Consider the following 21,449-nt stretch of genomic DNA (forward strand, 5'->3'; position numbering starts at 1 on the left):
CTGTGAGCTGAATTATACTTGCTATGTTCGAGAATTCATCCATTGGAGCTGAACCCCATGCTTATCAGTAATCCGTCAGTCATGAGCTTGTCGGTCGTCGCAGCAGTGTTGCTTTTTGCGTTAGGTTGCGAGTCGAATCCCGAGCAAGGAGCAGGCATGGTGCAACCGGGGGTAAGTTCTTTCCAAAGGATAGACGATCTTGTGCTGGTTGATTGTCTATTGCCGGGGCAGATTCGCCAGCTTGGCAGTCGCATGACCTATCTTGCACCCAGGCGGCGGGTGAAGACGACCCAATCGGATTGCGGTATTCGTGGTGGTGAGTTTGTGCTCTTCGATCGCTCTGATTATGGCAACGCGCTTCAGAGTCTGTTGCCAAAAGCTCGGGCGGGAGATGCAGTGGCGCAAACCTATGCGGGGGAAATCTACGAGAAAGGGCTTGGTTTGCCATCGCCTGATTATGCCGAAGCGGCGCGCTGGTACCGACAGGCGGCAGCAAGCGGACATCGCCCGGCGCAGACCAATCTGGGTTCCCTCTATGAACGCGGCTTGGGTGTGCCTCAGGATCAGGCTGCGGCGTTGGACTGGTATCGGCGGGCAACTGGTGTGACAGAGGATCGGTTGATCTTTGAGTCAGAGCTCAAAGCACAACAGGCGGCTTTTCGCCAGGAGATTGCGCTGCGAAATCAGGTAGCTGCTTCTTTGCGTGCGCAACTGTCGCGGACTAAGGCGGCCGGGAATGCGGGGGGCGCAGCGCCGGCAGCAGCGTCAACCAAATCGGCTGCTGCGCCGACCTCAACCCCGGCGCAGACGGCGGCGGCACAGCTGCAGCCGGTCGACCGTCGGCGGCTCGAGTCTGTCGCCCAAAGTCTGCGGCGCGAGGCGGCGAGCGAGCAGGAACAGGTGCGCAAGCAACTTCATGCGGTCGAGAAGGTCAAGCAGGGCGATACGGCGACGGCCGCTTCCAGCAAGAAGGCGGCATTGGTCGGGAAACTCGAGCTGACATTGCGTCAGCGTTCAGATGCGCTGGCGGCGAATCAAGCCCGGCTGGCGATGGCACCGTGACTGGGATTTCGTGTTCAGCCATGCGGGTCTAAGGATTTTGCTGTTGCGCGGCGGTTTGGCTCGACTCGCGCTGAGGGATAACGCGCGCAGCTGCGCTGTCGCCAACCTTGGCGGCAGCATTTCCGTCCCGTGCAACGCGAAAACCGACAAAGCTGTAACGGGATTCCGGAAAGTTACGATTGCGATAGGCTGATCGCAGGTTGGCTGGTGCGCTGTTCCAAGCGCCGCCGCGCATGACCAATGGGGCGCGGCCGCCTTCAGGTGCGCACTCGGTTTCGTTCCCATCATAGAGCTCGCGGTATTCGGAGCAGGTCCATTCGGAGACATTGCCGAGCATATCGTGAAGACCCCAGGGGTTTGGGGGAAAGGATTTGGTGGGCGCAATCCACTCGAAGCCGTCATTGCAGTCGAAACTATTGGTCCAGTCGTGTCCTTTGTCAGCGACATTGGCATAGGTGCAGGCCGCTGAGTCGGCGCGGCCCCAGAAGGTCGGCGTCCGGGTCGCTGCGCGCGCTGCGTATTCCCATTCTGCTTCGGTAGGGAGCCGATAAGGCACGCCGGTGATTTCCGAAAGCCATGTTAAGTAGGCGCGAGCGTCATTGGCGCTGACGCAGGTCACCGGGTGGTCATCCCGCGACTCCTGGTACTTGTTCGGTTTATGCCAGTTTGCCCACGAATGGTAACTCCAAGGCTGCTCGGCGGCCTGCCGGTCCAGTGTCAGGCAACCATCGGCGCCGCCGGCACCGCGCTCGGCATCGGTGCGATAGTCCGCTTTCTCAATAAATAGAGCAAAGTCATGCTGTTTTGTCTCGGTGGAGGCGAGTGCAAAATCATCGATGCAGACCTCTCGCTGGGCCTCGTCGGGTTCTCTGGGCGCGGAGTCGTTCGATGAACCGATCACAAAGCAACCGCCTTCGATGTCGCGCATGTCGGGTATCAAGCCTGCTTGCGCGGCAAGACGCCTGCGCAGCTCATGGAGCTTAGAATCCTGATGACGCACGGTTTCGAGCCGCTCAAGCAGATCAAGGGCTCGCATGGATAATTCGGCGGTCTGTTGTTGATTGGCCCAGGCAGTCAGGTCGTTGCGGATTTGTTCAAGGGGTCCGTTCAGTTGAGCGGGTTTTTCGGTAATATTGGGAATGCTCAGCAGGCAATCGACCGCGGCGGTCATGGCGTTCAGCTTGACCGCCGGTGCGGCGCGGGTGGGATTGAGTTGCATGCACTCGGCCATGGCCCTCTGGCGTTCATTCGCGGTGGAACGCTGCCTGGCGATGCGCTGCTCTAATTCGATCAGGTCGGGGTTTTCAGCGTCGATCGCGCGGCCATGGTCAATCAGGACCTGCGCTTGCTGGGAATCGCCTTCGGCGAGGAGCTGACTCGCCCGCGCGCTCAATGCCCGGGCCGCGTCCTGGTTTTGCGCAAGTTGCTGGTCGCGCAACTGTTGGCGCAGACTCTCGAGAGTGGCATCTTCGGGGAACTGTTGCAGCGTGTTTTCGACTTGCTCTAAGGCGGCACCGATCCTTCCGTTTTCTTGCAGACGCTTCACCTCGGATTTCGTCTTCTCAATGAGCTGTTCGGCGGCGAGATGCACCTGAATACGCTCGCGCAGAGCAAGGCTCCGTGGGTCATCTTGGCGCAGTCCCAGTGCAGAATCGACCAGCTTGAGCGCTCTTTTTGATTCTCCGTCACTCAGGGCCGCGCGGGCTTGGTCAAGCAGGCTTTGGACGCGGCTGTCTTGCTGTGCATCCAGGATGCTCTGGCGCGTCTCCGTGAGTGACTTGTCCTCAGGTTGCAGAATCAAGGCGCGCTCGATGGTGGCAAGTGCTTGATCGAGTGCACCCTCCTGCAGTTCGGATTCCGCTTGTTGGTGTAATTTGTTTGCCTGGCGCCCCTGCTCGCGCTGCATTTGATGCTTCACCGTGGCACGGAGATCGCTAAGTTGTCGATTTTCAGGCGCCAGTTCGAGTCCTTGGTCGATCAGATCCAGGCTGTCCTGCAACAGACCTTCGGCGATCAGATTAGTGGCATTGCTGAGGATTTCGCGCACATTGCGGTCGGTCTTCAATGCGGTTTGCACCTGGCTTTGCAGTGCAGTTAGCTCCGGGTCATCGGCGACGGCAGCCAGGCCTTCGCGGATTAGTCTCAGGGCTTCGGCAAGTTGTCCGGCTTTAAGTGCTTGCTGGGCTTCTTTTCGGCGCGTATCAGCCATTGTGCGATTCGCGTGAGCCTGGGCGGTTAGCGCCTTCGATCGCAGGTCGGTTAGGTCTGGGTGCTGCGGTACCCGCTTAAGCCCGTCTTCGATGACGGAGAGGCTCTCCGCTATCTTGCCCTGTGTGAGAAGCGCATGCGCTTTACTCAGCTGGTTGGAAGCTGCACGGTGATCTTCAATCAGCGTTTCGATTGCCTGCAATCTGGCGTCGTCAGGTTCGGTTGCCAGGGCGAGCTGAATGAGTTCAGTGCTGCGGTCGAATTCGCCGGCACGCAAGTGCTCAAGGGCGAGGTTTTCATAACGTTCGATGGTCGGGGAGCGATCTGGCGCCGGTTGCGGCAGCTGGCGCATGACTTTGAGCAACGGATCAGGAGCCGGACGTTGCAGAACGCCGAAGTAGCTGGCGATCCCAACGACGAGCAAGGCGAGTGCAGCGATAGCGAGGTTTCGCGGGCGCTTCGTTGGTGGCTGTTGCGGATTGGATAGCTCTTGCGGCGGCTGGGGCAGGGGACCGGTGCCGGTCGCGGCCATCTCTGGTGTTGGCGGTGACCTTGGCGTCTGCGTCAGGACCTGAGTGGCGACAGCGGTGGCCTCGTCCTCATCCAATGCCGCGCTCAGATCCTGACCTTGCTCGACCTGCTCAAGTGCTTGCACCAGTGCCTGGGTGCTGCCGAAGCGCTGCTCTGGCTCCTTGGCTAACAGTCGGTCGATAATGGGTTGATAGCGCGCCAGGCGGGTTGGCAGCTCTGGCAGCGGCGCGGAGCAATGCTGCATCGCCAGGCTGATGACGTCCTCAGCCTGATAGGGCAGATCCTGGGTCAGCATCTCAAAGAAGACACAGCCCAGACTGTAGAGGTCGGAGCGGGCGTCGACCGGACGGCTCATGCTCTGTTCCGGGCTCATGTAGCGCGGGCTGCCGACGATCATGCCAACATTGGTCAGAGCGGTGGCTTCGGGCCCGCTGCTGGCGGCCCGGGCGATGCCAAAATCGGTCAGTACGGGCGTGCCATCCGTGCGGAATAAGATGTTTTGCGGTTTGATGTCACGATGGATGACGCCGTTGTCGTGGGCAATCGAGAGAGCCTGAGCAACACGGCGGATAATGTCGATGGTTGACGTTTCTGAGAGCCCGGCAACGATCTTTTCCGCCAGGGTGCCGTTCGGCAGGAACTCCATCGAGAAGTAATGCAGCTCGCCAGCACTGTCGAGATCGAAAATCGTGACGATCTGCGGATGCTGGAGTCGGGCAATGATGCGCCCTTCCTTGATGAAGCGGGCGGTGAAGTCATCGCCGAGACCAGGCACCGGCTCCATGACCTTGAGTGCCACCTGGCGTCCGAGTCGATCCTGGCGCGCCAGATAGACCGTGGCCATGCCGCCACGCCCGAGCTCGCGCAGAATGGTGTAACCAGGGATATCCATCACAGGCACGCTAGACGGGCGTCACACCCAGCGGGAGCTGGGGCTTGCCTGGCGTGAGCATTTTCGCAGCGCCACATGGGCGCTTGAGCAATCAGGCACCAAGGTCGATTTGCGGGCCGGGCCTGCCAAAATAGTAGCCCTGATAGTATTGCACCCCCAGGTCGCGCAGTACGCGGTATTCGGCCTCGGTTTCCACGCCTTCGGCCAGTGTGGCAATGCCCATGTCGAGCAGGAAACGTTGGAACATTTCGAGCATTTGCCGTTTGGCTTCAGGTGCGCTGTCGATGTCTCGGACCAAGGCGATGTCGAACTTGACGAAATCAGGCGGCACTTCGGTCAACTCGATCAGACGCGCCTGTCCGGCGCCGAAGTCATCGTAGGCGAGGCCGACGTTCATCGCCTGCAGATCGTCGCGAATGCGCCGGATCAGTGCCGGGTTGGTGATCGCGCCTTCATGCATTTCGAAAATCAGCCGCAGCTGTGGAAAATTCGTGCGGATGCTCTCGACGCAGCCTAGCAAACGCTCGGGATCGCTGAGCTCGCGCGGATGGATGTTGAAGAAAAAGCGTCCGTTGGGATGCTGGCCGTGGGCAATCTCAAGGCCTTTCTGGCGAAATAGCTCGCTTAAGTGGACCTCCAGCTCAAGGCTTTCGGCGAGTTGAAACAGGGGCCAGGGCGCGTTGGGTAAGCCTTCCAGGGCGCCGCGCCCGAGCATCTCGTGGGCGAAAGGGTTTCCATCCGCATCGACAATTGGTTGAAAGGCAGCGGTTACTGCACCCTGAAGGATTAACATCTGGAATTCGCGCGCGCCTCGCGGCAAATTCTCTGGCAGGGAGCCGACGCGCACGTTGGTGCGATCGAGCAGATGCTCGTCACCCGGCGCTTGCTCGATCAGGCGGTATTCCTGGTCGGCAAAATGCACCACATCGCCAGCCAGTAATGCGTGTTCCTTTTCAATGCGTTGGTGATTGATGAAGCAGCCATTGGTCGAGCCAAGGTCGCGCAGCAACAGCTGGCCATCGGCCATGTCGAGCTCTGCATGGCGGCGCGAGACTTCAGTGCTGTCGAGGGTGAGCGCGCATTCTTTGTGACGCCCAACCTGGAAGGGGAACTGGTAAAGATGCACCCGCCGCAGGCGTTTGGATTCACCAACATACCCCTCAAGGTACCAGCTACTTCCGGACATAAGATGACCTTTTAAGACTGAAGTGGGCGGATTTTTGCTTCGTGGGAGAGCCTAAGCTAAGCCGTTTTCAGGCAAATTGTATAGTGGTCGCAAATGAATTTTTGGTTTGGGCCGGGTAGCGGGCGCAAGAGCAGCCAACGACCTTGTGAAACCATGGCATCTTAGTCAAAAGCCCGCATGTGAAAAAGTCAGGCCGCCGGTTGAGCGGCCCGAAACGACCCAAAATTCCGCGCTGATTGGATATAGTATATTTGATCGGCTGGGGAGACCATATCAAGTGCCGATCAGTCTTTTTTTGCCTTTGCAGAACGATTTCGTGGAGAGCGATCTTGGCCGGAGTCATTGAAGCCCTGCTTACACCATCAGGGCGCGTTAACCTGGCATCCCTGGTGCGTTTCGCCGAGTCTTGCGATAGCGGAGATTTTTGCCGCTTTGTGAAGCGTCCGGTGCTGGCAGGCTCATCGGTACGGGAGGGGATGGTGATGGGCGCGCATGACAAGAAATCGCCCGAACCGAATGCCACTCTGGCGTATCAGATGACAGAGGTATCAGGCGGCGAATCCTTGTCCGATGTGCTCAAGCATGCAATTTACCCGCTGATCAAAGCGCCGGATGCGGCGCGTGCGGAGCATATATTCACCATTGGCCGTGTCAGTGGTAACGATCTGGTGATTCCAGATCTGGCTATCTCCAAGAAACATGCTTTGATCGAAATTCGCGACCAAGAGTACTTTGTCCGCGATTGCGGCTCCAAGAACGGTACTCGGCTCAATGGCGAGCCCCTTGGGGAGCGGTTCAAGCAGCTTCACGACGGCTGGTTGCTGGCATTTGGCCGTTATGAGTTCAGTTTTTTGGAGCCGAGATCCCTCTATCGGCGTTTGTTGGGCGATTGAACGCGCCGCTCCCGGAGCCGGCCAGATAGTCGGGTGCAGGGTGCGATAGACGTGATGACCCTAGCGACAAATGGCACGGTGGCCGATGTCGCGGCGGTAGAAAGCACCGTCGAATTGGACGCGCTCCACCCCGGCGTAGGCGCTGCGCTGGGCGCTGGCAGCATCGGGTCCGAGTGCGGTGACGCACAGCACACGCCCGCCGTTGGTCAGTGTTGCGCCGTCCTGATCCCGGGTACCGGCATGAAAGACTTTGCAGTCGCTGCTGTCCGCGCTTTCAAGGCCATGAATTTCATCGCCCTTGCGCGGCGTGTCGGGATAGCCAGAGGCGGCCATCACCACGCCGAGGGCAACGCGCGGGTCCCAGTCGAGCGGAGTGTCGCTGAGTTGTCCGTCGCAGGCATCCAGGCACAGCTGTGCGAGGTCGCTTTGCAGGCGCATCAGCAGGGGTTGGGCCTCCGGGTCGCCGAGGCGGCAGTTGAATTCCAGCACCCGGGGAACGCCGTCCGCACCAATCATTAGACCGGCGTAAAGGAAGCCGCGGTAATGCAAGCCCTCGGATGCCAACGCGCTGACGGTTGGGCGCATCACCTCATCCATGATGCGCGCATGCATGGCCTCCGTGACCACAGGGGCCGGTGAATAGGCGCCCATGCCACCGGTGTTGGGGCCGCGGTCGCCGTCATCGCGCGCCTTGTGATCCTGCGAGCTGGCCAGCGGGACAATGGTCTCGCCATCGACCACGGCGATGAAGCTGGCCTCCTCGCCGGTCAGAAATTCCTCGATCACCACCCGACGACCGGCCTCGCCAAACTGACCGCCGCCGAGCATGGCGCTGACAGTCGCGCGCGCGCTCGCGAGATCCGCTGCAATCACCACCCCCTTGCCGGCGGCAAGCCCGTCGGCCTTGATGACCAGCGGCTTTGGCGGGTCATCGGTGATGCTGTCCAGGTAGTCCAGAGCGGCGGCCTGACCGCTGAAACTCCGGTAATCCGCGGTGGGTATGCGATGACGGGCGAGGAAGTCCTTGGTGAATTGCTTGGAGCCCTCGAGCTGCGCCGCCGCAGCGTTGGGGCCGAAGCAGCGCAGACCGGCCGCGGCAAAGGCGTCGACTACACCGGCGACCAGTGGCGCCTCTGGGCCGACAATGGTGAGATCGACCGTATGCTGACCGGCGAATTCGACCAGGCGCGGGATGTCGTCGGCGCCGATGGGCACATTCTCAATGCCGGGCTCCCGGGCGGTGCCGCCATTGCCAGGCGCGACCCAGACCTTTTCGGCCAGCGGGGACTGTCGGACTTTCCAGGCGAGAGCGTGCTCGCGCCCGCCGCCGCCGATGATGAGCAGATTCATGATTTGTTGATCACGATTGAGCGAAGAAACAGAAGATTTCGGTCCAAAAACGCAAGCAGCATTTTATACCTGAACGGCATGGGATTTTGGCTTGTTTTGGGTCGGGTACCAGCCCAAACCGATAACTCATTTGCGATGGGTAAATTGGGTCAGCTCGCGCTTAGCCCCGCTCGCTGCCAAAAACCGCGATGCCGCGGCCCGAGTCGCCGGCGCGGATGAAGGCAAGAATCTGCACGGTCTCGGGGCCTGGATAGCGCGTTTCGGCTTGCTCCATGGCATCGCTCAGTCGCAGGCCGGAGCGAAACAGCACGCGATAGACGGCTTTGATGCGGCTGCGCGCCGCTTGATCAAACCCGGCGCGGCGCAGGCCGACGGTGTTGAGGCCGAGGATGCGCGCGCGTTGTCCATTGGCCAGCGCGAAGGGTGGAATATCTTGGGCCACTCCGGTAATGCCGCCGATCATGCAGAGATCGCCGATGCGGCAGAACTGGTGAACCGCCACATGCCCCGCCAGAAAATTGCTGTCGCCCAGGGTGACATGTCCGGCCAGGGTGGCGGTGTTGGCGAGGATATTGTGGCTGCCGACGCAGCAATCATGGCCGACGTGGGAAAAGGCCATGAAGTAGTTGTGATCGCCAATGCAGGTGCCGGCCTCGGTCTTGAGACCGCGGCTGATGTTGACGTTTTCCTTGAAGTGGTTATTTGCGCCAATGGTCAAAGGCTTCGAGAGCTTTGGCTCGAAGCCGATATCCTGCGGCTCGGTGCCCAGGGTGACACCGTGGCAGACGCGATTGCCGGGGCCGAGCTGGGCGGCGCCCTCAATGCGCACATGGCTGTCGAGGACGCAGCCCTCACCGAGGCGCACACCGGTGCCGATGATGCAGAAAGGCCCGATGCTGACGCTGGGATGAATGTCTGCGTCGGGCGCGACGATGGCGGTGGGATGGACGCTCATGCTGCCCTAGGTGATGCCCTGGTGCGGCTTAGGGCTTCGAGGCCGATCAATGGCGAAAATGCCGGGTGCCGGTGAAGATCATCGCAATGCCATGCTCGTCGGCTGCGGCGATGACCTCCTGGTCGCGCATCGAGCCGCCGGGTTGAATCACCGCCGTGATGCCGACTTCTGCGGCCTGATCGAGCCCATCGCGGAACGGAAAGAAGGCGTCCGAGGCCATGACCGCGCCCTTGACGTCCAACCCCGCCTGTTCGGCCTTGATCGCCGCGATGCGCGCCGAGTTGACCCGGCTCATCTGGCCGGCCCCAACGCCAATGGTCATGCGCTCGCGGGCATAGACAATGGCGTTGGATTTGACGAACTTCGCCACCCGCCAGCAGAACAACAGATCGGTCATTTCCTCCTGGCTGGGCGCGCGGGCGCTGACCTGGCGCAGTTCTGCGGCGAGGAGCTGATCGTTGCTTTGCATTAGACAACCGCCGGTGACGCGCTTGAAATCCAGCCCCAGGCGCGCGTCCACCGCCATCCAGTCGCCGCAGCTCAGCAGGCGCAGGTTCTTCTTGGCTTTGGCCGCCTCGAGCGCATCAGGGTGAATGCTCGGGGCGATCATGACTTCGACGAACTGGCGCGCGACCACGGCGTTGACGGTGTCGGCATCGAGTTCGCGATTGAAGGCGATGATGCCGCCAAAGGCGGATTCCGGGTCGGTGCTGAAGGCGCGCTCATAGGCGGCGAGCAGGCTGTCTCCCTCGGCCACACCGCAGGGGTTGGCATGCTTGACGATCACGCAGGTGGGCGCGTCGGTGAACTGCTTGACGCACTCGAGCGCGGCGTCCGTGTCGCCGATGTTGTTGTAGGACAGCTCCTTGCCCTGATGCTGTCTGGCGCTGGCGATGCAGCCGTTCGGCGCATTGCGCTCGACATAGAACGCGGCCTGCTGATGCGGGTTCTCGCCGTAGCGCAGCGACTGCTGGCGGCGCAGGTGCCAGTTGAAGGTGCGTGGAAAGCCGGGGGCTTGTTCAGGCTCGGGGGCGTCACTCAGGCTCAGTTCCAGACGGCGGCCAAGTTCGTTGGCGATGGCGGCGTCATAGCGGGCGGTGTGCTCGAAGGCGCGCACGGCCAGGTCGAAGCGCAGCGCATCGCCGACGCTTCCCGCATTCGCGTCCATCTCATCCATCAGCCTCCCGTAGTCCTCGGGCTCGACCAGCACGGTCACTGCGGCATGGTTCTTGGCGGCGGCACGCACCAGGGTGGGGCCGCCGATGTCGATTTGCTCGATAGCGTCGGCCAGGGGGCAGTTTGGGTCGGCGGTTTGCTGCTCGAAGGGATAGAGGTTGACCACCACCAGGTCGATCGGGGCGATGTCATGGGCCTGCATGACGGCGTCATCCTGGCCGCGGCGACCAAGAATGCCGCCGTGAATCTTGGGATGCAGTGTCTTGACCCGCCCGTCCATCATCTCCGGGAAGCCGGTGTGGTCGGCAACCTCGGTGACCGCGAGGCCCTGCTCGCGCAGCAGCGCTGCGGTGCCGCCGGTGGACAGAATCTCGACCCCATGGCGGGCGAGGGCGGCGGCCAGTTCGGGCAGGCCGGTCTTGTCGGAAACACTGATTAGAGCGCGTCGAACGGATGGCATGGGTAAGCGAACCGAGGTGAGTGGAGGAGTGAGTGGATGAGCCTTAAGGATTGCGTGGGTCGTTGGCCGACATCAGTCCGTACTGGGAGATCTTTTTGCGCAGCGTCCCGCGGCTCATGCCAAGAATGCGCGCCGCCAGCGTCTGATTGCCGTTGCAATGATGCAGCACGGTTTCGACCAGTGGGCGCTCGACCTCATCAAGGACGAACCGATGCAGGTTGTCGATGTGGTGATCGCCCATTCGCGCGAGATAGGATTGCATGGCCGAGCGCACGCAGTCACGCAAGGGAATGCCGTGCTCCTGGTTCTGCCCCGACTGATCCATAGGCAGCGAATGCCGATCGGGAAAAGCGTCCGGGCATGTGTCCGGGTCCGCGATCGGTGCCTGGTTGATCCTCATGCGTCGGTCTCCGGTGTCATCAGGGTGGCAAAGTAGCTCAGTAACAGGCGGCGTTGCTCGGCCGCGGATTGCGCCTTCAAGAGTGCCCCGCGCGCTTTGTCGAAGCGGGGCAGGTCCTGGCAGTGCCAGATGATGTGCTTGCGGGCGACGCGGGGGCCACGTGCTTCGCCATAGAACGCATGCAGTGCCTCGAGATGGGCGATCAGGATGTCCCGGCGCTGCGCAATTTCAGGCGGCCCGACATGTTCGCCGGTGGCCAGAAAGCGCGCGATGCGATCGAAAATCCATGGCTTGCCCAGTGCGCCGCGACCAATCATAACAGCATCTGCTCCGGTCTGTTCCAGCACCTTATGTGCTATTTCGGGCGTGTCGATGTCGCCATTGGCAACCAATGGAATGCGGATGTGCTCGCGCAGCGCGGCGAGACTGTCATGCTCGGCCTGACCGCGGTAGCCGCAGGCGCGGGTGCGCCCATGCACCGTTAGCATGGCGACTCCAGCGTCTTGCGCGATGCGCCCGATCTGCTCCAGATTGCGTTCTTTGGGTGACCAGCCAGTGCGCGTCTTAACGCTGACGGGAACACTCACCGCGCGCACGACCCGGTGCATGATGCGCGCGACGAGCGCCTCGTCGCGCAACAGCGCCGAGCCGGCCGCCTGTCGACAGACCTTCTTGGCCGGGCAGCCAAGATTGATGTCGATCAGGTCCGCGCCCTGATCGACTGCGTAGCGGGCAAAATCGGCCAGGGCGTCGGGATCAGCGCCGGCGATTTGCACCGCGAAAGGGCGTGGCTCGTTTTTATGGTCCAGACGCTCCGCGCTGGTTCGGGTGTGGCGCAGTTCGGGGTTGGCCGAGAGCATTTCCGAGAAGGCGAGTCCGGCACCGAATTCCCGGCATAAATGGCGGAAAGGGCGGTCAGTGATGCCGGCCATGGGCGCGAGCAGAACCCGAGAAGACAATTCCAGCGCGCCGATGCGCAGCGGCGGTGGTATTGGGGGTGACTCGGCGGTGGTGCGCGGTGCTGCGGCGGGTCCCAGCATGGGGTAACTCAGCGGACGAAAGAACGGGAGTGAGAAGGCGTTTGACGCACATACCGGACGCGACTGCCTGATGACTCAGTTTAGGAAAGTCGCTCGCCAAGCAATGCGGGCTTCGTCACAAAGCGGATGAAGGCGAGAATATTGCCAACGTCATGGGCCAAGGCAAAGGCCGCTCAGCAGCGCCCACTGCTCGAGCGTTTTTGGCTCAGCGAAGGCGACGCGGTCGCCATAGGCAGCGACCACGGGCGGGATCTGCGGCTCCAGAATGCCAGAGAGCGCCACCCGCCCATGCTGGGCGCACAACCCGATCAGGGTTGGCGCGAGCTCGATGAGAATGCCGGCGAGAATGTTGGCGATCAGCACATCCGCGCGGCCGTCCGGCAGGTCTCCAGGCGCATGGCAGCTCAGGCGCTCGCCGACGCCATTGGCGGCGGCATTGGCGGCGGTAGCGGTCAGCGCCTGGGGGTCATGGTCGACGGCGATAACGCGCGCGGCGCCCAGCTTGAGTGCGGCGATGGCGAGAATGCCGGAGCCGCAGCCGTAGTCGAGCACCGTCTTGCCGTTCAACTCAATGCCGTCGAGCCATTCCAGGCAGAGCGCGGTGGTGGGGTGAGAGCCGGTGCCAAAGGCCAGGCCAGGGTCGAGTGAGACGATTACCGCATCGCTTGCGGCATCCTGTTTGCTCCCTTGGGTGGGGGCTTGGTCTGGGGCTTGGCTGGAGCCGCGGCCTCCCTGGCTTGTGACCTTGTTGAGAGTGGATGTTGCCGCCGCGATGGATGACTCCTGACCGTGCGGGCAGACCCAGAGGCGGTGGCCGAACTGCCGTGGTTGCCAGTGCGCGAGCCAGGCGCGTTCCCACACCTGGTCCGCCAGCGGCGTGAGCTCGGGAGGCGCGGCCAGTGAATCGCGCAGAAAGGCGGCGGTTTGCTCGGCACGCGCGCGGGATGCCGGGTCATCCTCGAACAGGGCGGTGACTCGCACCAGAGCCCACAGGGGCATGGCGCCGGGGGCCGGCTCGAGCAGGGCCAGATCGGCGGGCGCTGTTGTGTCGCCCTGGTCGGCGGGGTCATCCAGAGTGACTGACAGCGCGCCGGCATTCTCGAGCGCCGCTTCGATCAGCGGCACCTGAGCGCGTTCGCCGATCAGTGCCAGTTGCAGCCAAGCCATGGGGGTGCGTGAAGGGGCGAATGCCAACCCAGATGCCGGGAGGGCGTCACAGGCCGAGCTTCTTCTCGAGGTAATGGATGTTGGCGCCGCCGGCCTGGAAGGCTGCGTCTTTCATGATGTCGCGATGCAGCGGGATATTGGTCTGTATCCCCTCGATGACGGTCTCGCGCAGGGCGTTTTTCATGCGCGCGATGGCGCTGTCGCGATTCTCCCCATGGGCAATCAGCTTGCCGATCATGGAGTCGTAGTAGGGCGGTACCACGTAACCCGAGTAAATGTGTGTGTCCATGCGAATGCCGGGTCCGCCGGGGGCGTGAAAGTCCTCAATGCGCCCAGGGCTTGGCATGAAGGTCTCCGGGTGCTCGGCATTGATGCGGCATTCAATCGCGTGGCCACGCATCTCAATGTCGCCCTGGCGAAAGGGCAGTGGTTCGCCGGAGGCGGCGAGAATCTGCGCCTTGACGATATCGATGCCGGTGACCATCTCGGTGACCGGATGCTCGACCTGCACCCGGGTGTTCATTTCGATGAAGTAGAACTCGCCATCCTGGAAAAGGAACTCAAAAGTACCCAGGCCGCGATAACCGATGCGGGTGCAAGCCTCGGCGCAGCGATCACCAATCCGCTGGCGCTGCTCGGGCGTGATGCCGGGGGCCGGGGCCTCCTCTACCACTTTTTGATGCCGACGCTGCATGGAACAGTCGCGCTCGCCCAGATGAATGGCGTTGCCCTGGCAGTCGGCCAGCACCTGGAACTCCACGTGGCGCGGGTTCTCTAGGTACTTTTCCATGTAAACCACGTCATTGCCGAAGGCGGCGCCGGCCTCGGCCTTGGTCAGGGAAATGGCATTGAGCAGAGCCGCGTCCGAGTGCACCACGCGCATACCGCGACCGCCACCGCCACCAGCTGCTTTGATGATGACCGGGTAGCCGATCTCGTGCGCTAGCCGCATCAGGTGGTTGGGGTCATCGTCCAGCGGACCGTCGGACCCTGGCACGCAGGGCACGCCGGCGGCTTTCATCGCCTTGATCGCCGAGACCTTGTCGCCCATCAGGCGGATGGTCTCGGGCTTGGGGCCGATGAAAACGAAGCCACTGCGCTCCACGCGCTCGGCGAAATCGGCATTCTCGGACAGAAAGCCATAGCCGGGGTGGATGGCGACGGTATCCGTGACCTCGGCCGCGCTGATGATGGACGGAATATGCAGGTAGCTGTCGCGCGACGGGGCTGGCCCGATGCAGACGGATTCATCCGCGAGCAGCACATGTTTGAGGTCGCGGTCGGCATCGGAATGCACTGCCACGGTTTTGATGCCAAGCTCGCGGCAGGCGCGCTGAATGCGGAGCGCGATTTCGCCGCGGTTGGCGATAAGGACCTTCTCGATCATGTGATGATAAAGAGTGGCTGGTTGTATTCCACGGGCTGGCCATTTTCGACCAGGATGCGCTTGACGCGGCCGGCGATATCCGCCTCGATTTGGTTGAGGATTTTCATCGCCTCGATGATGCACAGCGTATCGCCAAGCTTGACCTCGACACCTTCCTCGACAAAAGGCTTGGTTCCAGGCGACGGCGAGCGATAGAAGGTGCCGACCATGGGCGAACGCACGATGGTGCCTTCCTCGGGCTCGCTGGCGGCGGCGCTCGCGGGTTCTGGCGTGGCGGATGGGCCAGAAGCCAGACTCGCTGGCGGTGCTTGCTGGGGCGCGCCTGCCGGCATGAAGTAGCTTGGCGAGGCAGCGCCATGGCGGCTGATGCGCACCGATTCCTCGCCCTCGTGAATCTCGATCTCGGCGACGTTCGACTCTTCGAGTAACTCGATAAGCTTTTTGACCTTTCGGATGTCCATGCGGCTTGGGTCTCTCGATGGGCTGATTCAGTTGGGCCAGTTAAGTTGGACCAGTTCAGGCGGGCCAATTCAGTTGTATCAATGTCAGTCCTGTCACTGCAGGCGGCGTTGGGCTGCGGTGAGCGCCAGTTCATAGCCATCGGCGCCCAGCCCGCTGATCACGCCCTCGGCAATGTCAGAAAAATAAGACTGCGCCCGAAACGACTCGCGCGCGTGGATGTTCGACAAATGCACCTCAATGAAGGGCAGTTTTACGGCCAGAATGGCATCGCGCAGCGCGATGCTGGTGTGGGTAAAGGCCGCAGGATTGAAAATCATGAAGTCCACCCCCGCCTCTGGCGCACGCTGGATCTCGTCGATCAGCACATGCTCGGCATTGCTCTGCACAAAGCGCAGCTCCAACCCGGCTTGCTCGGCGCACGCGCGCAGGCGATCCTCAATCTGGGCAAGGCTGACCTGGCCATAGGTGCCAGGCTCGCGCCGGCCGAGCAAGTTCAGATTGGGACCGTTCAGGCACAGGATGGCCGACATAGGCTGCGCGCAACTCGTTTGGCCGGTAAACCGTTTGGTCGGTAAATCGGGCAAGTGATGAAACTGGATGGCGGGCTGCGATGACTCGGGTGCGTGAACTCGCACCCTATGTGCCGCGATTAGCGTCTATCGGAAGCTAACAGGCATCAAAGCAGCCGTCCAACGGTGACTGCGGCAAGGGTATAGGAAAGTGCGTCGATTTACAAAGATCAGCGCGCATCGCTGAGGCGAGGCATGGCATCTGTCGGGGTGTCGCTGCTGTCCGTGGCTGGTGGGGACGGCTGGGGCGGCAGCAGCGCGTCGACCTGGGCCTTTAGCGCATCTTCTGTAAGCGGCCCCGCATGACTGAATACCACCCGACCATGGCGGTCGAACAGCACCGTATAGGGCAGCGAGCGGGTGCGATTGCCAAAGCGCGTTGCCAGCTCAATCTCGGGCAAGCCGCCCAACAGAACCTGATAGTTCACCGAGCGGGAGGCGAGGAAGGCACTGACGTCCTCGGGGGTGTCGATGGTGATGCCCACCACCGCAAGCGCGCTCAGGGGGTGTTGCGCCTGAAGACGCTCAAGCGGCCCGATCTGCGTCAGACAGGGGGCGCACCAGCTGGCCCAGAAGTGCATGATCAGCATCTTGCCAGCCCAGTTGTGGCTGCCGACTTCCTCGCCGGTGATATCTCTCAGGCGCAAATCCGGCAAAACCATTCCATGGAAACTGTCTCTCTCGGCCGCCAATGCCAGGTCGGGGTGTGCATCCATCCAGCGCTGGCCGAAGAGTGCCACGCTGATGCTCAGGCTGCCGGCCAGCAGGGTGACAAAGAGGACTTTCAACACGCTCATCGGAATTGGCCTTTGCTAAGTATTGGTGGGTCTTGGGCCGGGTGACGGGCGCGGGGGACGCCGTGAATACTTCCCTGTAGGCTTCACGGCGGCGTCCTGCCGCCGAGACCCCCGTGCCCGTCACCCGGCCCAAGACTGACAGCTCGGTAGCCATCACTTCTAGGGCGCGATCTCGCGCAAATGTGCGGCGAACTCATCCGGCGGGACAAAGCCGACCAGGCGGTAGCCGCGCAGCTCGGTGCTGGCGGTGTCGAAGAACAGCATGGCCGGTGGGCCGTGAATGCCGAAGCGCTCCTGCATCAACGCCTTGTCTTCGGCATCGTTAGCGGTGACATCTGACTGCAGCAAGACGAAATTGTCCATTGCGGCCTGCACCTCAGGCTCGGGGAAGGTGTAGCGCTCCATTTCCTTGCAGGACACACACCAGTCGGCGTAGAAGTCCAGCATCACCGGTTTGCCCTGCTGTGCCGCTGCGGCCAGCTCGCGTTCCAGATCGGCCACCGTCTTGATGCGCTTGAAATCGGCATGAGCGGCCGCCTCACCGCCACCGCCGGCAGCAACCAGCCCGCGCAGCGGCTGCAGGGTATCGCGCCCACCCGCAGCGGTGCCGACCAGCATCAGGGTGCCATAGATCAGCAGGGCAACGCCTAGACCCTTCCATAGTTTACGCCAGCCGCTGGCGCCTTCCTGGAGTGGCTCGAGTGCTCCGAGATAGACCGCCGAGCCGATCAGCAGGAGGCCCCACAATAGCAGCGAAATAGCCGCCGGCAGGATGCGCTCGAGCAGTAGCACGGCTACGGCCAGCAGCAGTGCGCCGAAGACCGCCTTGACCGCGTCCATCCACATGCCGGCGCGCGGCAGCAGCTTGCCCGCCGAGGTGCCGATCAGCAGCAGCGGCGCGCCCATGCCGAGCCCGAGCCCGAGTAGGGCGAAGAAACCGAGCACCGCATCGCCGGTCTGGCCAATAAAAATCAGCGCGCCCATCAGCGGCGGTGCGACACAGGGGCCGACAATTAGCGCCGACAGAGAGCCCATGATGGCTGCGCCGATCAGGGTGCCGCCTTCCTGCTTATTGCTGAGCTCGGTCAGCCGGGTTTGCAAGGCGCTTGGCAGCTGCAGGTCGTAGAAGCCGAACATTGATAGCGCCAGGGCGACGAAAACCCCGGCGAAGAGCACCAGCACCCAGGGCGTCTGGAAGGCCGCCTGCAGGTTGGCGCCGAAGAGTCCGGCAAAGACGCCGACAACGGCATAGGTCAGCGCCATGGCCAGCACATAGGCCAGTGACAGCATGAAGGCCTGTCGGGTGGTGATCCCTTTGCCCTGACCGGCGATGATGCCGGAGAGGATTGGAATCATCGGGAAGACGCAGGGCGTGAAGGCCAGCAGCAGCCCGAGGCCGAAGAACAGTGCTACGGCACCGAAGATGCCGACACTGGCCAGTTTCGCGGCGATCTGATCCTGCTCCGAGACCCGCTCTTCACTCGGCGCGCCGCCTTCGGTGGCAGCCGCCTTGGCTTGATCAACCTCAGCGCTCGCGAGCGCTTGCGCATCGGCCAGTTCATCGGTGGCGGGCAGCGCCAGGGTGATGGTCTCGGTTACCGGCGGATAGCAAATCCCGCGCTCGGCGCAGCCCTGGAAGCGAGCGGTCAGCGCGATCTCCGTCGCCTCACCCGAGGTGCGCAACAGCGGCAGCTCGGCGCTCAGCAGGCCATGGTAGATGGCGACATCGCCGATGCTGCCGTCCGGGCGGACAGTATCGGCCTTGATCTCGGCAGCGGGCAGCTCGAAGGCGCCGAGTTGGACGCCGGCGGCGCTTTCCGGGGCGAGCTCGACCGAAATCTCATCGCGATAGAGATAGGTCTCGGGTGCGATGTTCCAGCGCAGCTCGAGTTGATTGGGCGTCTTGATCTCGGCCTCGAAGACGAAGGCTTCTTCCGCCGGCAAAATGTCGTCCTCAAGCCCGAAGCTGCGTTTCGCGCCGCTGCCTTCGCGCAGCGCGGAGATGGGGTCGGAAGCCTGAGCCTCAGCCTGAGCAGGCCCCGTCTCGGCACCCTGAGACGCGGCGGGCAGCGCCACATCGAGCGCGACCTCTTCCGGCGGATAGCAGAAGCCTGCGTCGGCGCAGCCTTGAAAGCGCGCGAGCAGGGTCAGGTTTTGTGCCTGAGTGTCGCCCCGTTCGATCGGGATCTTGATCTCCACCTGGTCGCGATAAATGTTCACCTCGCCGAAGAACTGATCCTGTCTGACCTCCCCCGGCGGCAGTTCCGGTTTCCCGAGAGTGATTCCCGCAGTGTCGCTGCGCAGGCGGAATTTGCTCTGATACAGGTAATAACCGGGTGCGATCTGCCAGCGCACGGCCAACTGATCGGCGCTCAGGGCTTCGGCGGACGGTTGGAAGGCTTCCTCGACCGGCAGGAAGTCCGTCGCTGCCAGAGCCTCTTGACCAACGGGGGCGAGCAGAGCCCCGGTTAGCAATCCGAGCATGACCGCGGCCGCAAGCCACCGGCTGCGCGGGGCTATCGGACTGGACGGGGTTGTTCTACTAGGTAAACCCCCGGTAGGCAACCCCCCGGGTCCTGCGGTTCCTGGTTGGAGAATGTTTCGGCAAAGGGTCACGAGTTGGCGGTACATGAGTCCATCCATTGTAAATATTCTTCTGAGCCTGCGATCACCGGGACGACGATCAGCTCGGGGACATCGTAAGGGTGCTCCTCAAGGAGACGGGCCTCGAGTGCTTTCAGGCGCGCCTGCGTGGTCTTGATCATCATCAGCACCTCGGTATCCTGGCACAGCTTCCCATCCCAGCGATAAACGGACTTGGCATTTGGCAGCAGGGACACGCAGGCCGCCAGTCCTTCATTGACCAGCACCCCGGCGATGCGTTCGGCGCAGTCGGAATCGGGACAGGTGCAATAGGCAATGCAGGGTGGTGATGACATCGAACTGACTCCCGGCAACTTGTTAAATCGGGACAACTGGCCGCGCATTCTAGACCAAAGTGGCGTTTGCGCGTGGCTGCGAGCCCGTTACAGGTTGCAGATTACAGGACAGCTTGAGCCGGCCTGCCCAGTCGCGAGGGATTGCGTTGACCGCTTGCGCGGTCTATGGTCAGTCCTTTGTTGTCGCTGCCATAGGCGGCTGCTTTGTCCTGCCCCGGTTGCCGTGAAGGCGATGCGGTTGGTTCATTTGTTCGCGAGGCTGCTCGCGAGTCGTCTGAGAGAATCCGATGCTTTGGTTTTTGTTGCTTTTTGTCGGTACGCCGCTGATCGAGCTTTACTTTTTGATTCAGGTGGGCTCAGTCATCGGCGCGCTGCCGACGATTTTGTTGTCTTTGTTCACTGCCGCGCTTGGCGGCTATCTGGTCCGAGAGCAGGGACTGTCGGTGTTGATGCGGGTGCGGTCGATGCTCGATCGCGGTGAGATGCCGGCGTTCGAGGTGATGGATGGTGCCATTTTGCTGCTGTGTGGCTTCTCGCTGCTGCTGCCGGGCTTTGTCACCGATGCCGTCGGGTTTCTGCTGCTGATCCCGCCTTTGCGCCATTGGCTGATCCGGCGCTATGTCGCCGTGCTGCCTGCTGCTGGCTCGGTGCAGGTGCGCAGCGCGCGCGAGGAATTCATTGAGGCCGACTACCGGCGCGAGGATGACTAAGTCGCGGGCGAGCGCCCGATTTTGATCTAAAGCGATCTGCTTGCCAGATCTCTGAGCAACTCCAGGTAGCGCTCGGCGCTGCGCTCGGCATGGTAGTCGCTGACAGCTGCGCGCAGGGTCTCTGCGGGCAGGGGCGCGTCCAGGGTGCTGGCCATGGCCGTGGCTAGTTTTTCGGCATTGCCCACCGGTACCAGCGGGCCGAAGCGTCCTTGCTGCAGAATCTCCGCCGGGCCGCTCGGGCAGTCGGTTGCAACCACCGGCGTGCCCAGGGCCATGGCTTCGGTCAGCACATTGGGCGAGCCTTCCCAAGCCGATGACAGCACCAGCAGGCTGGCGCGGGCCATGTACGGGTAAGGGTTGGCGACAAAGCCCGGTAGCCCGACCGCGTCATTCAGTCCAAGCTCGCCAATTAGCTGCTCCAATCCCTCACGGCCCTTGCCCTCGCCGAGAATCAGCAGCCGACAGGGCCGCTGCTGGCGCAGGCGGGCGAAGGCGTGGATCAGTGTCGGAAAATCCTTTTGCCGCTGGAGCCGGCCGACGGCCAGGATGACCGGTAGCGGTTCCGTTCCATTGGGTTTTCTCTTGTTATCTCCTTTGGGGTTATCTCCGTTGGTCTTATCCCCGTTGGTTTTCCCGTTGTTTTCAGGATTAAGCCAGGGATGTTCGCAAGGCGCAGCTGCGCGACCTTCAAGCTCTGGCGTGATCACCGGATTGCGCACCACATGAGCGCGAGCGGCAGGCAGGCCAGAAATGGCTCTGACGTCGTCGGCGACACCCTCCGAGACGGCCACCACTGCATCGATGCCGCGATAGAGCCAGCGGATCAGCCGGTATCTGAGCCAGCGCTCCGGCGTCGAGCGCCCGGCCATCGCGGTCGACAGATGGGTGCCCAGGCGCAGCAGGATGGGGGTGTTGACGCCCGCCAGCGCGCGCGCCAGCACCGCACTGCGCCCGGCGCGGTCTTTGGCCACTAGCAGAGCGGCGGGGCGCGTCCGGCGCAGATGACGCGCCAGTGCAGGGATGGCGAGCAGACTGTGGCGCCCGGTCAACCGGGTCTGGCGGATGCTGGATGGCAAGTTTTGCAGATAGGGCGACTCGGCGCGCAGCAGCAGCAGATCGACTTGCACCCCGCGCGCATCCAGAGCCAGCAGCAGATTGACCAGCATGCGCTCGACCCCGCCGGTGCCGGAGAAAGACGCCAGCACCGACAGTGCCTCCAAGGGTCTGCTCATGGCCTTGGCCCGCTTGGGTGCTTTTTCAATGGC

General features: G+C 62.3%; 18 protein-coding genes. 3 read left to right on the forward strand and 15 right to left on the reverse strand.

Annotated elements, in window-relative coordinates; translation table 11 throughout:
- Positions 1-42: 42 nt before the first annotated feature.
- Complete coding sequence (locus Thiosp_RS05725) at positions 43-1,062, forward strand: tetratricopeptide repeat protein (protein WP_242518863.1); 1,020 nt, start codon at positions 43-45, stop codon at positions 1,060-1,062.
- Between the two features lie 28 nt (positions 1,063-1,090).
- On the opposite strand, the gene Thiosp_RS05730 is transcribed toward Thiosp_RS05725, so the two are convergent.
- Both Thiosp_RS05730 and Thiosp_RS05735 read right to left on the reverse strand, forming a co-directional pair.
- Positions 1,091-4,693 carry an SUMF1/EgtB/PvdO family nonheme iron enzyme gene (locus Thiosp_RS05730; protein ID WP_201068477.1) on the reverse strand — a complete coding sequence of 1,201 codons (3,603 nt, stop codon included), beginning with the start codon at positions 4,691-4,693 and terminating at the stop codon, positions 1,091-1,093.
- A gap of 91 nt (positions 4,694-4,784) precedes the next feature.
- Complete coding sequence (locus Thiosp_RS05735) at positions 4,785-5,879, reverse strand: EAL domain-containing protein (protein WP_201068476.1); 1,095 nt, start codon at positions 5,877-5,879, stop codon at positions 4,785-4,787.
- A 329-nt stretch (positions 5,880-6,208) separates the two neighbouring features.
- Here Thiosp_RS05735 and Thiosp_RS05740 point away from each other — a divergent pair, with 329 nt between their 5' ends.
- Positions 6,209-6,772 carry an FHA domain-containing protein gene (locus tag Thiosp_RS05740; RefSeq protein ID WP_201068475.1) on the forward strand — a complete coding sequence of 188 codons (564 nt, stop codon included), beginning with the start codon at positions 6,209-6,211 and terminating at the stop codon, positions 6,770-6,772.
- 60 nt (positions 6,773-6,832) lie between these two features.
- On the opposite strand, the gene purD is transcribed toward Thiosp_RS05740, so the two are convergent.
- The 12 genes from purD to cutA all read right to left on the reverse strand — a co-directional run bounded on the left by purD (position 6,833) and on the right by cutA (position 19,474).
- On the reverse strand, positions 6,833-8,122 hold the full coding sequence (gene purD / locus Thiosp_RS05745) for a phosphoribosylamine--glycine ligase (protein WP_201068474.1): 1,290 nt from the start codon (positions 8,120-8,122) through the stop codon (positions 6,833-6,835).
- A gap of 160 nt (positions 8,123-8,282) precedes the next feature.
- Complete coding sequence (gene lpxA / locus Thiosp_RS05750; RefSeq protein WP_201068473.1) at positions 8,283-9,077, reverse strand: acyl-ACP--UDP-N-acetylglucosamine O-acyltransferase; 795 nt, start codon at positions 9,075-9,077, stop codon at positions 8,283-8,285.
- A gap of 46 nt (positions 9,078-9,123) precedes the next feature.
- Positions 9,124-10,713 carry a bifunctional phosphoribosylaminoimidazolecarboxamide formyltransferase/IMP cyclohydrolase gene (gene purH, locus Thiosp_RS05755; RefSeq protein WP_201068472.1) on the reverse strand — a complete coding sequence of 530 codons (1,590 nt, stop codon included), beginning with the start codon at positions 10,711-10,713 and terminating at the stop codon, positions 9,124-9,126.
- A gap of 43 nt (positions 10,714-10,756) precedes the next feature.
- Positions 10,757-11,113, reverse strand: coding sequence for a helix-turn-helix domain-containing protein (locus tag Thiosp_RS05760; RefSeq protein ID WP_242518862.1), 357 nt, complete (start codon positions 11,111-11,113; stop codon positions 10,757-10,759).
- Positions 11,110-12,153, reverse strand: a complete 1,044-nt coding sequence (dusB, locus tag Thiosp_RS05765; RefSeq protein WP_201068471.1) for a tRNA dihydrouridine synthase DusB — start codon at positions 12,151-12,153, stop codon at positions 11,110-11,112. Before dusB ends, Thiosp_RS05760 begins: the two co-directional genes overlap by 4 nt.
- A gap of 150 nt (positions 12,154-12,303) precedes the next feature.
- Positions 12,304-13,320 (reverse strand): 50S ribosomal protein L11 methyltransferase, encoded by a 1,017-nt coding sequence (gene prmA / locus Thiosp_RS05770; RefSeq protein WP_201068470.1) that lies wholly within the window; start codon positions 13,318-13,320, stop codon positions 12,304-12,306.
- Between the two features lie 46 nt (positions 13,321-13,366).
- Complete coding sequence (accC, locus tag Thiosp_RS05775) at positions 13,367-14,707, reverse strand: acetyl-CoA carboxylase biotin carboxylase subunit (RefSeq protein WP_201068469.1); 1,341 nt, start codon at positions 14,705-14,707, stop codon at positions 13,367-13,369.
- Positions 14,704-15,168, reverse strand: coding sequence for an acetyl-CoA carboxylase biotin carboxyl carrier protein (gene accB, locus Thiosp_RS05780; protein WP_201068468.1), 465 nt, complete (start codon positions 15,166-15,168; stop codon positions 14,704-14,706). The genes accC and accB overlap by 4 nt, the downstream gene beginning before the upstream one ends.
- Positions 15,169-15,261: 93 nt before the next feature.
- Positions 15,262-15,699, reverse strand: coding sequence for a type II 3-dehydroquinate dehydratase (gene aroQ, locus Thiosp_RS05785; RefSeq protein ID WP_201068467.1), 438 nt, complete (start codon positions 15,697-15,699; stop codon positions 15,262-15,264).
- 209 nt (positions 15,700-15,908) lie between these two features.
- Entirely contained in the window at positions 15,909-16,535 is a 627-nt protein-coding gene (locus Thiosp_RS05790; protein ID WP_201068466.1) for a TlpA family protein disulfide reductase, read from the reverse strand.
- Positions 16,536-16,694: 159 nt separating this feature from the next.
- Complete coding sequence (gene dsbD / locus Thiosp_RS05795; protein ID WP_201068465.1) at positions 16,695-19,019, reverse strand: protein-disulfide reductase DsbD; 2,325 nt, start codon at positions 19,017-19,019, stop codon at positions 16,695-16,697.
- Between the two features lie 128 nt (positions 19,020-19,147).
- Complete coding sequence (gene cutA, locus Thiosp_RS05800; RefSeq protein ID WP_201068464.1) at positions 19,148-19,474, reverse strand: divalent-cation tolerance protein CutA; 327 nt, start codon at positions 19,472-19,474, stop codon at positions 19,148-19,150.
- A gap of 287 nt (positions 19,475-19,761) precedes the next feature.
- Here cutA and Thiosp_RS05805 point away from each other — a divergent pair, with 287 nt between their 5' ends.
- Complete coding sequence (locus Thiosp_RS05805; RefSeq protein ID WP_201068463.1) at positions 19,762-20,184, forward strand: FxsA family protein; 423 nt, start codon at positions 19,762-19,764, stop codon at positions 20,182-20,184.
- A 26-nt stretch (positions 20,185-20,210) separates the two neighbouring features.
- Here Thiosp_RS05805 and Thiosp_RS05810 read toward each other — a convergent pair whose 3' ends face one another.
- The gene (locus Thiosp_RS05810; RefSeq protein WP_242518861.1) at positions 20,211-21,416 is read right to left on the reverse strand and encodes a glycosyltransferase; all 1,206 of its coding nucleotides are present in this window, start codon (positions 21,414-21,416) and stop codon (positions 20,211-20,213) included.
- Positions 21,417-21,449: the final 33 nt, after the last annotated feature.

Source organism: Thiorhodovibrio litoralis, assembly GCF_033954455.1.
GTDB classification, from domain to species: Bacteria; Pseudomonadota; Gammaproteobacteria; order Chromatiales; family Chromatiaceae; genus Thiorhodovibrio; species Thiorhodovibrio litoralis.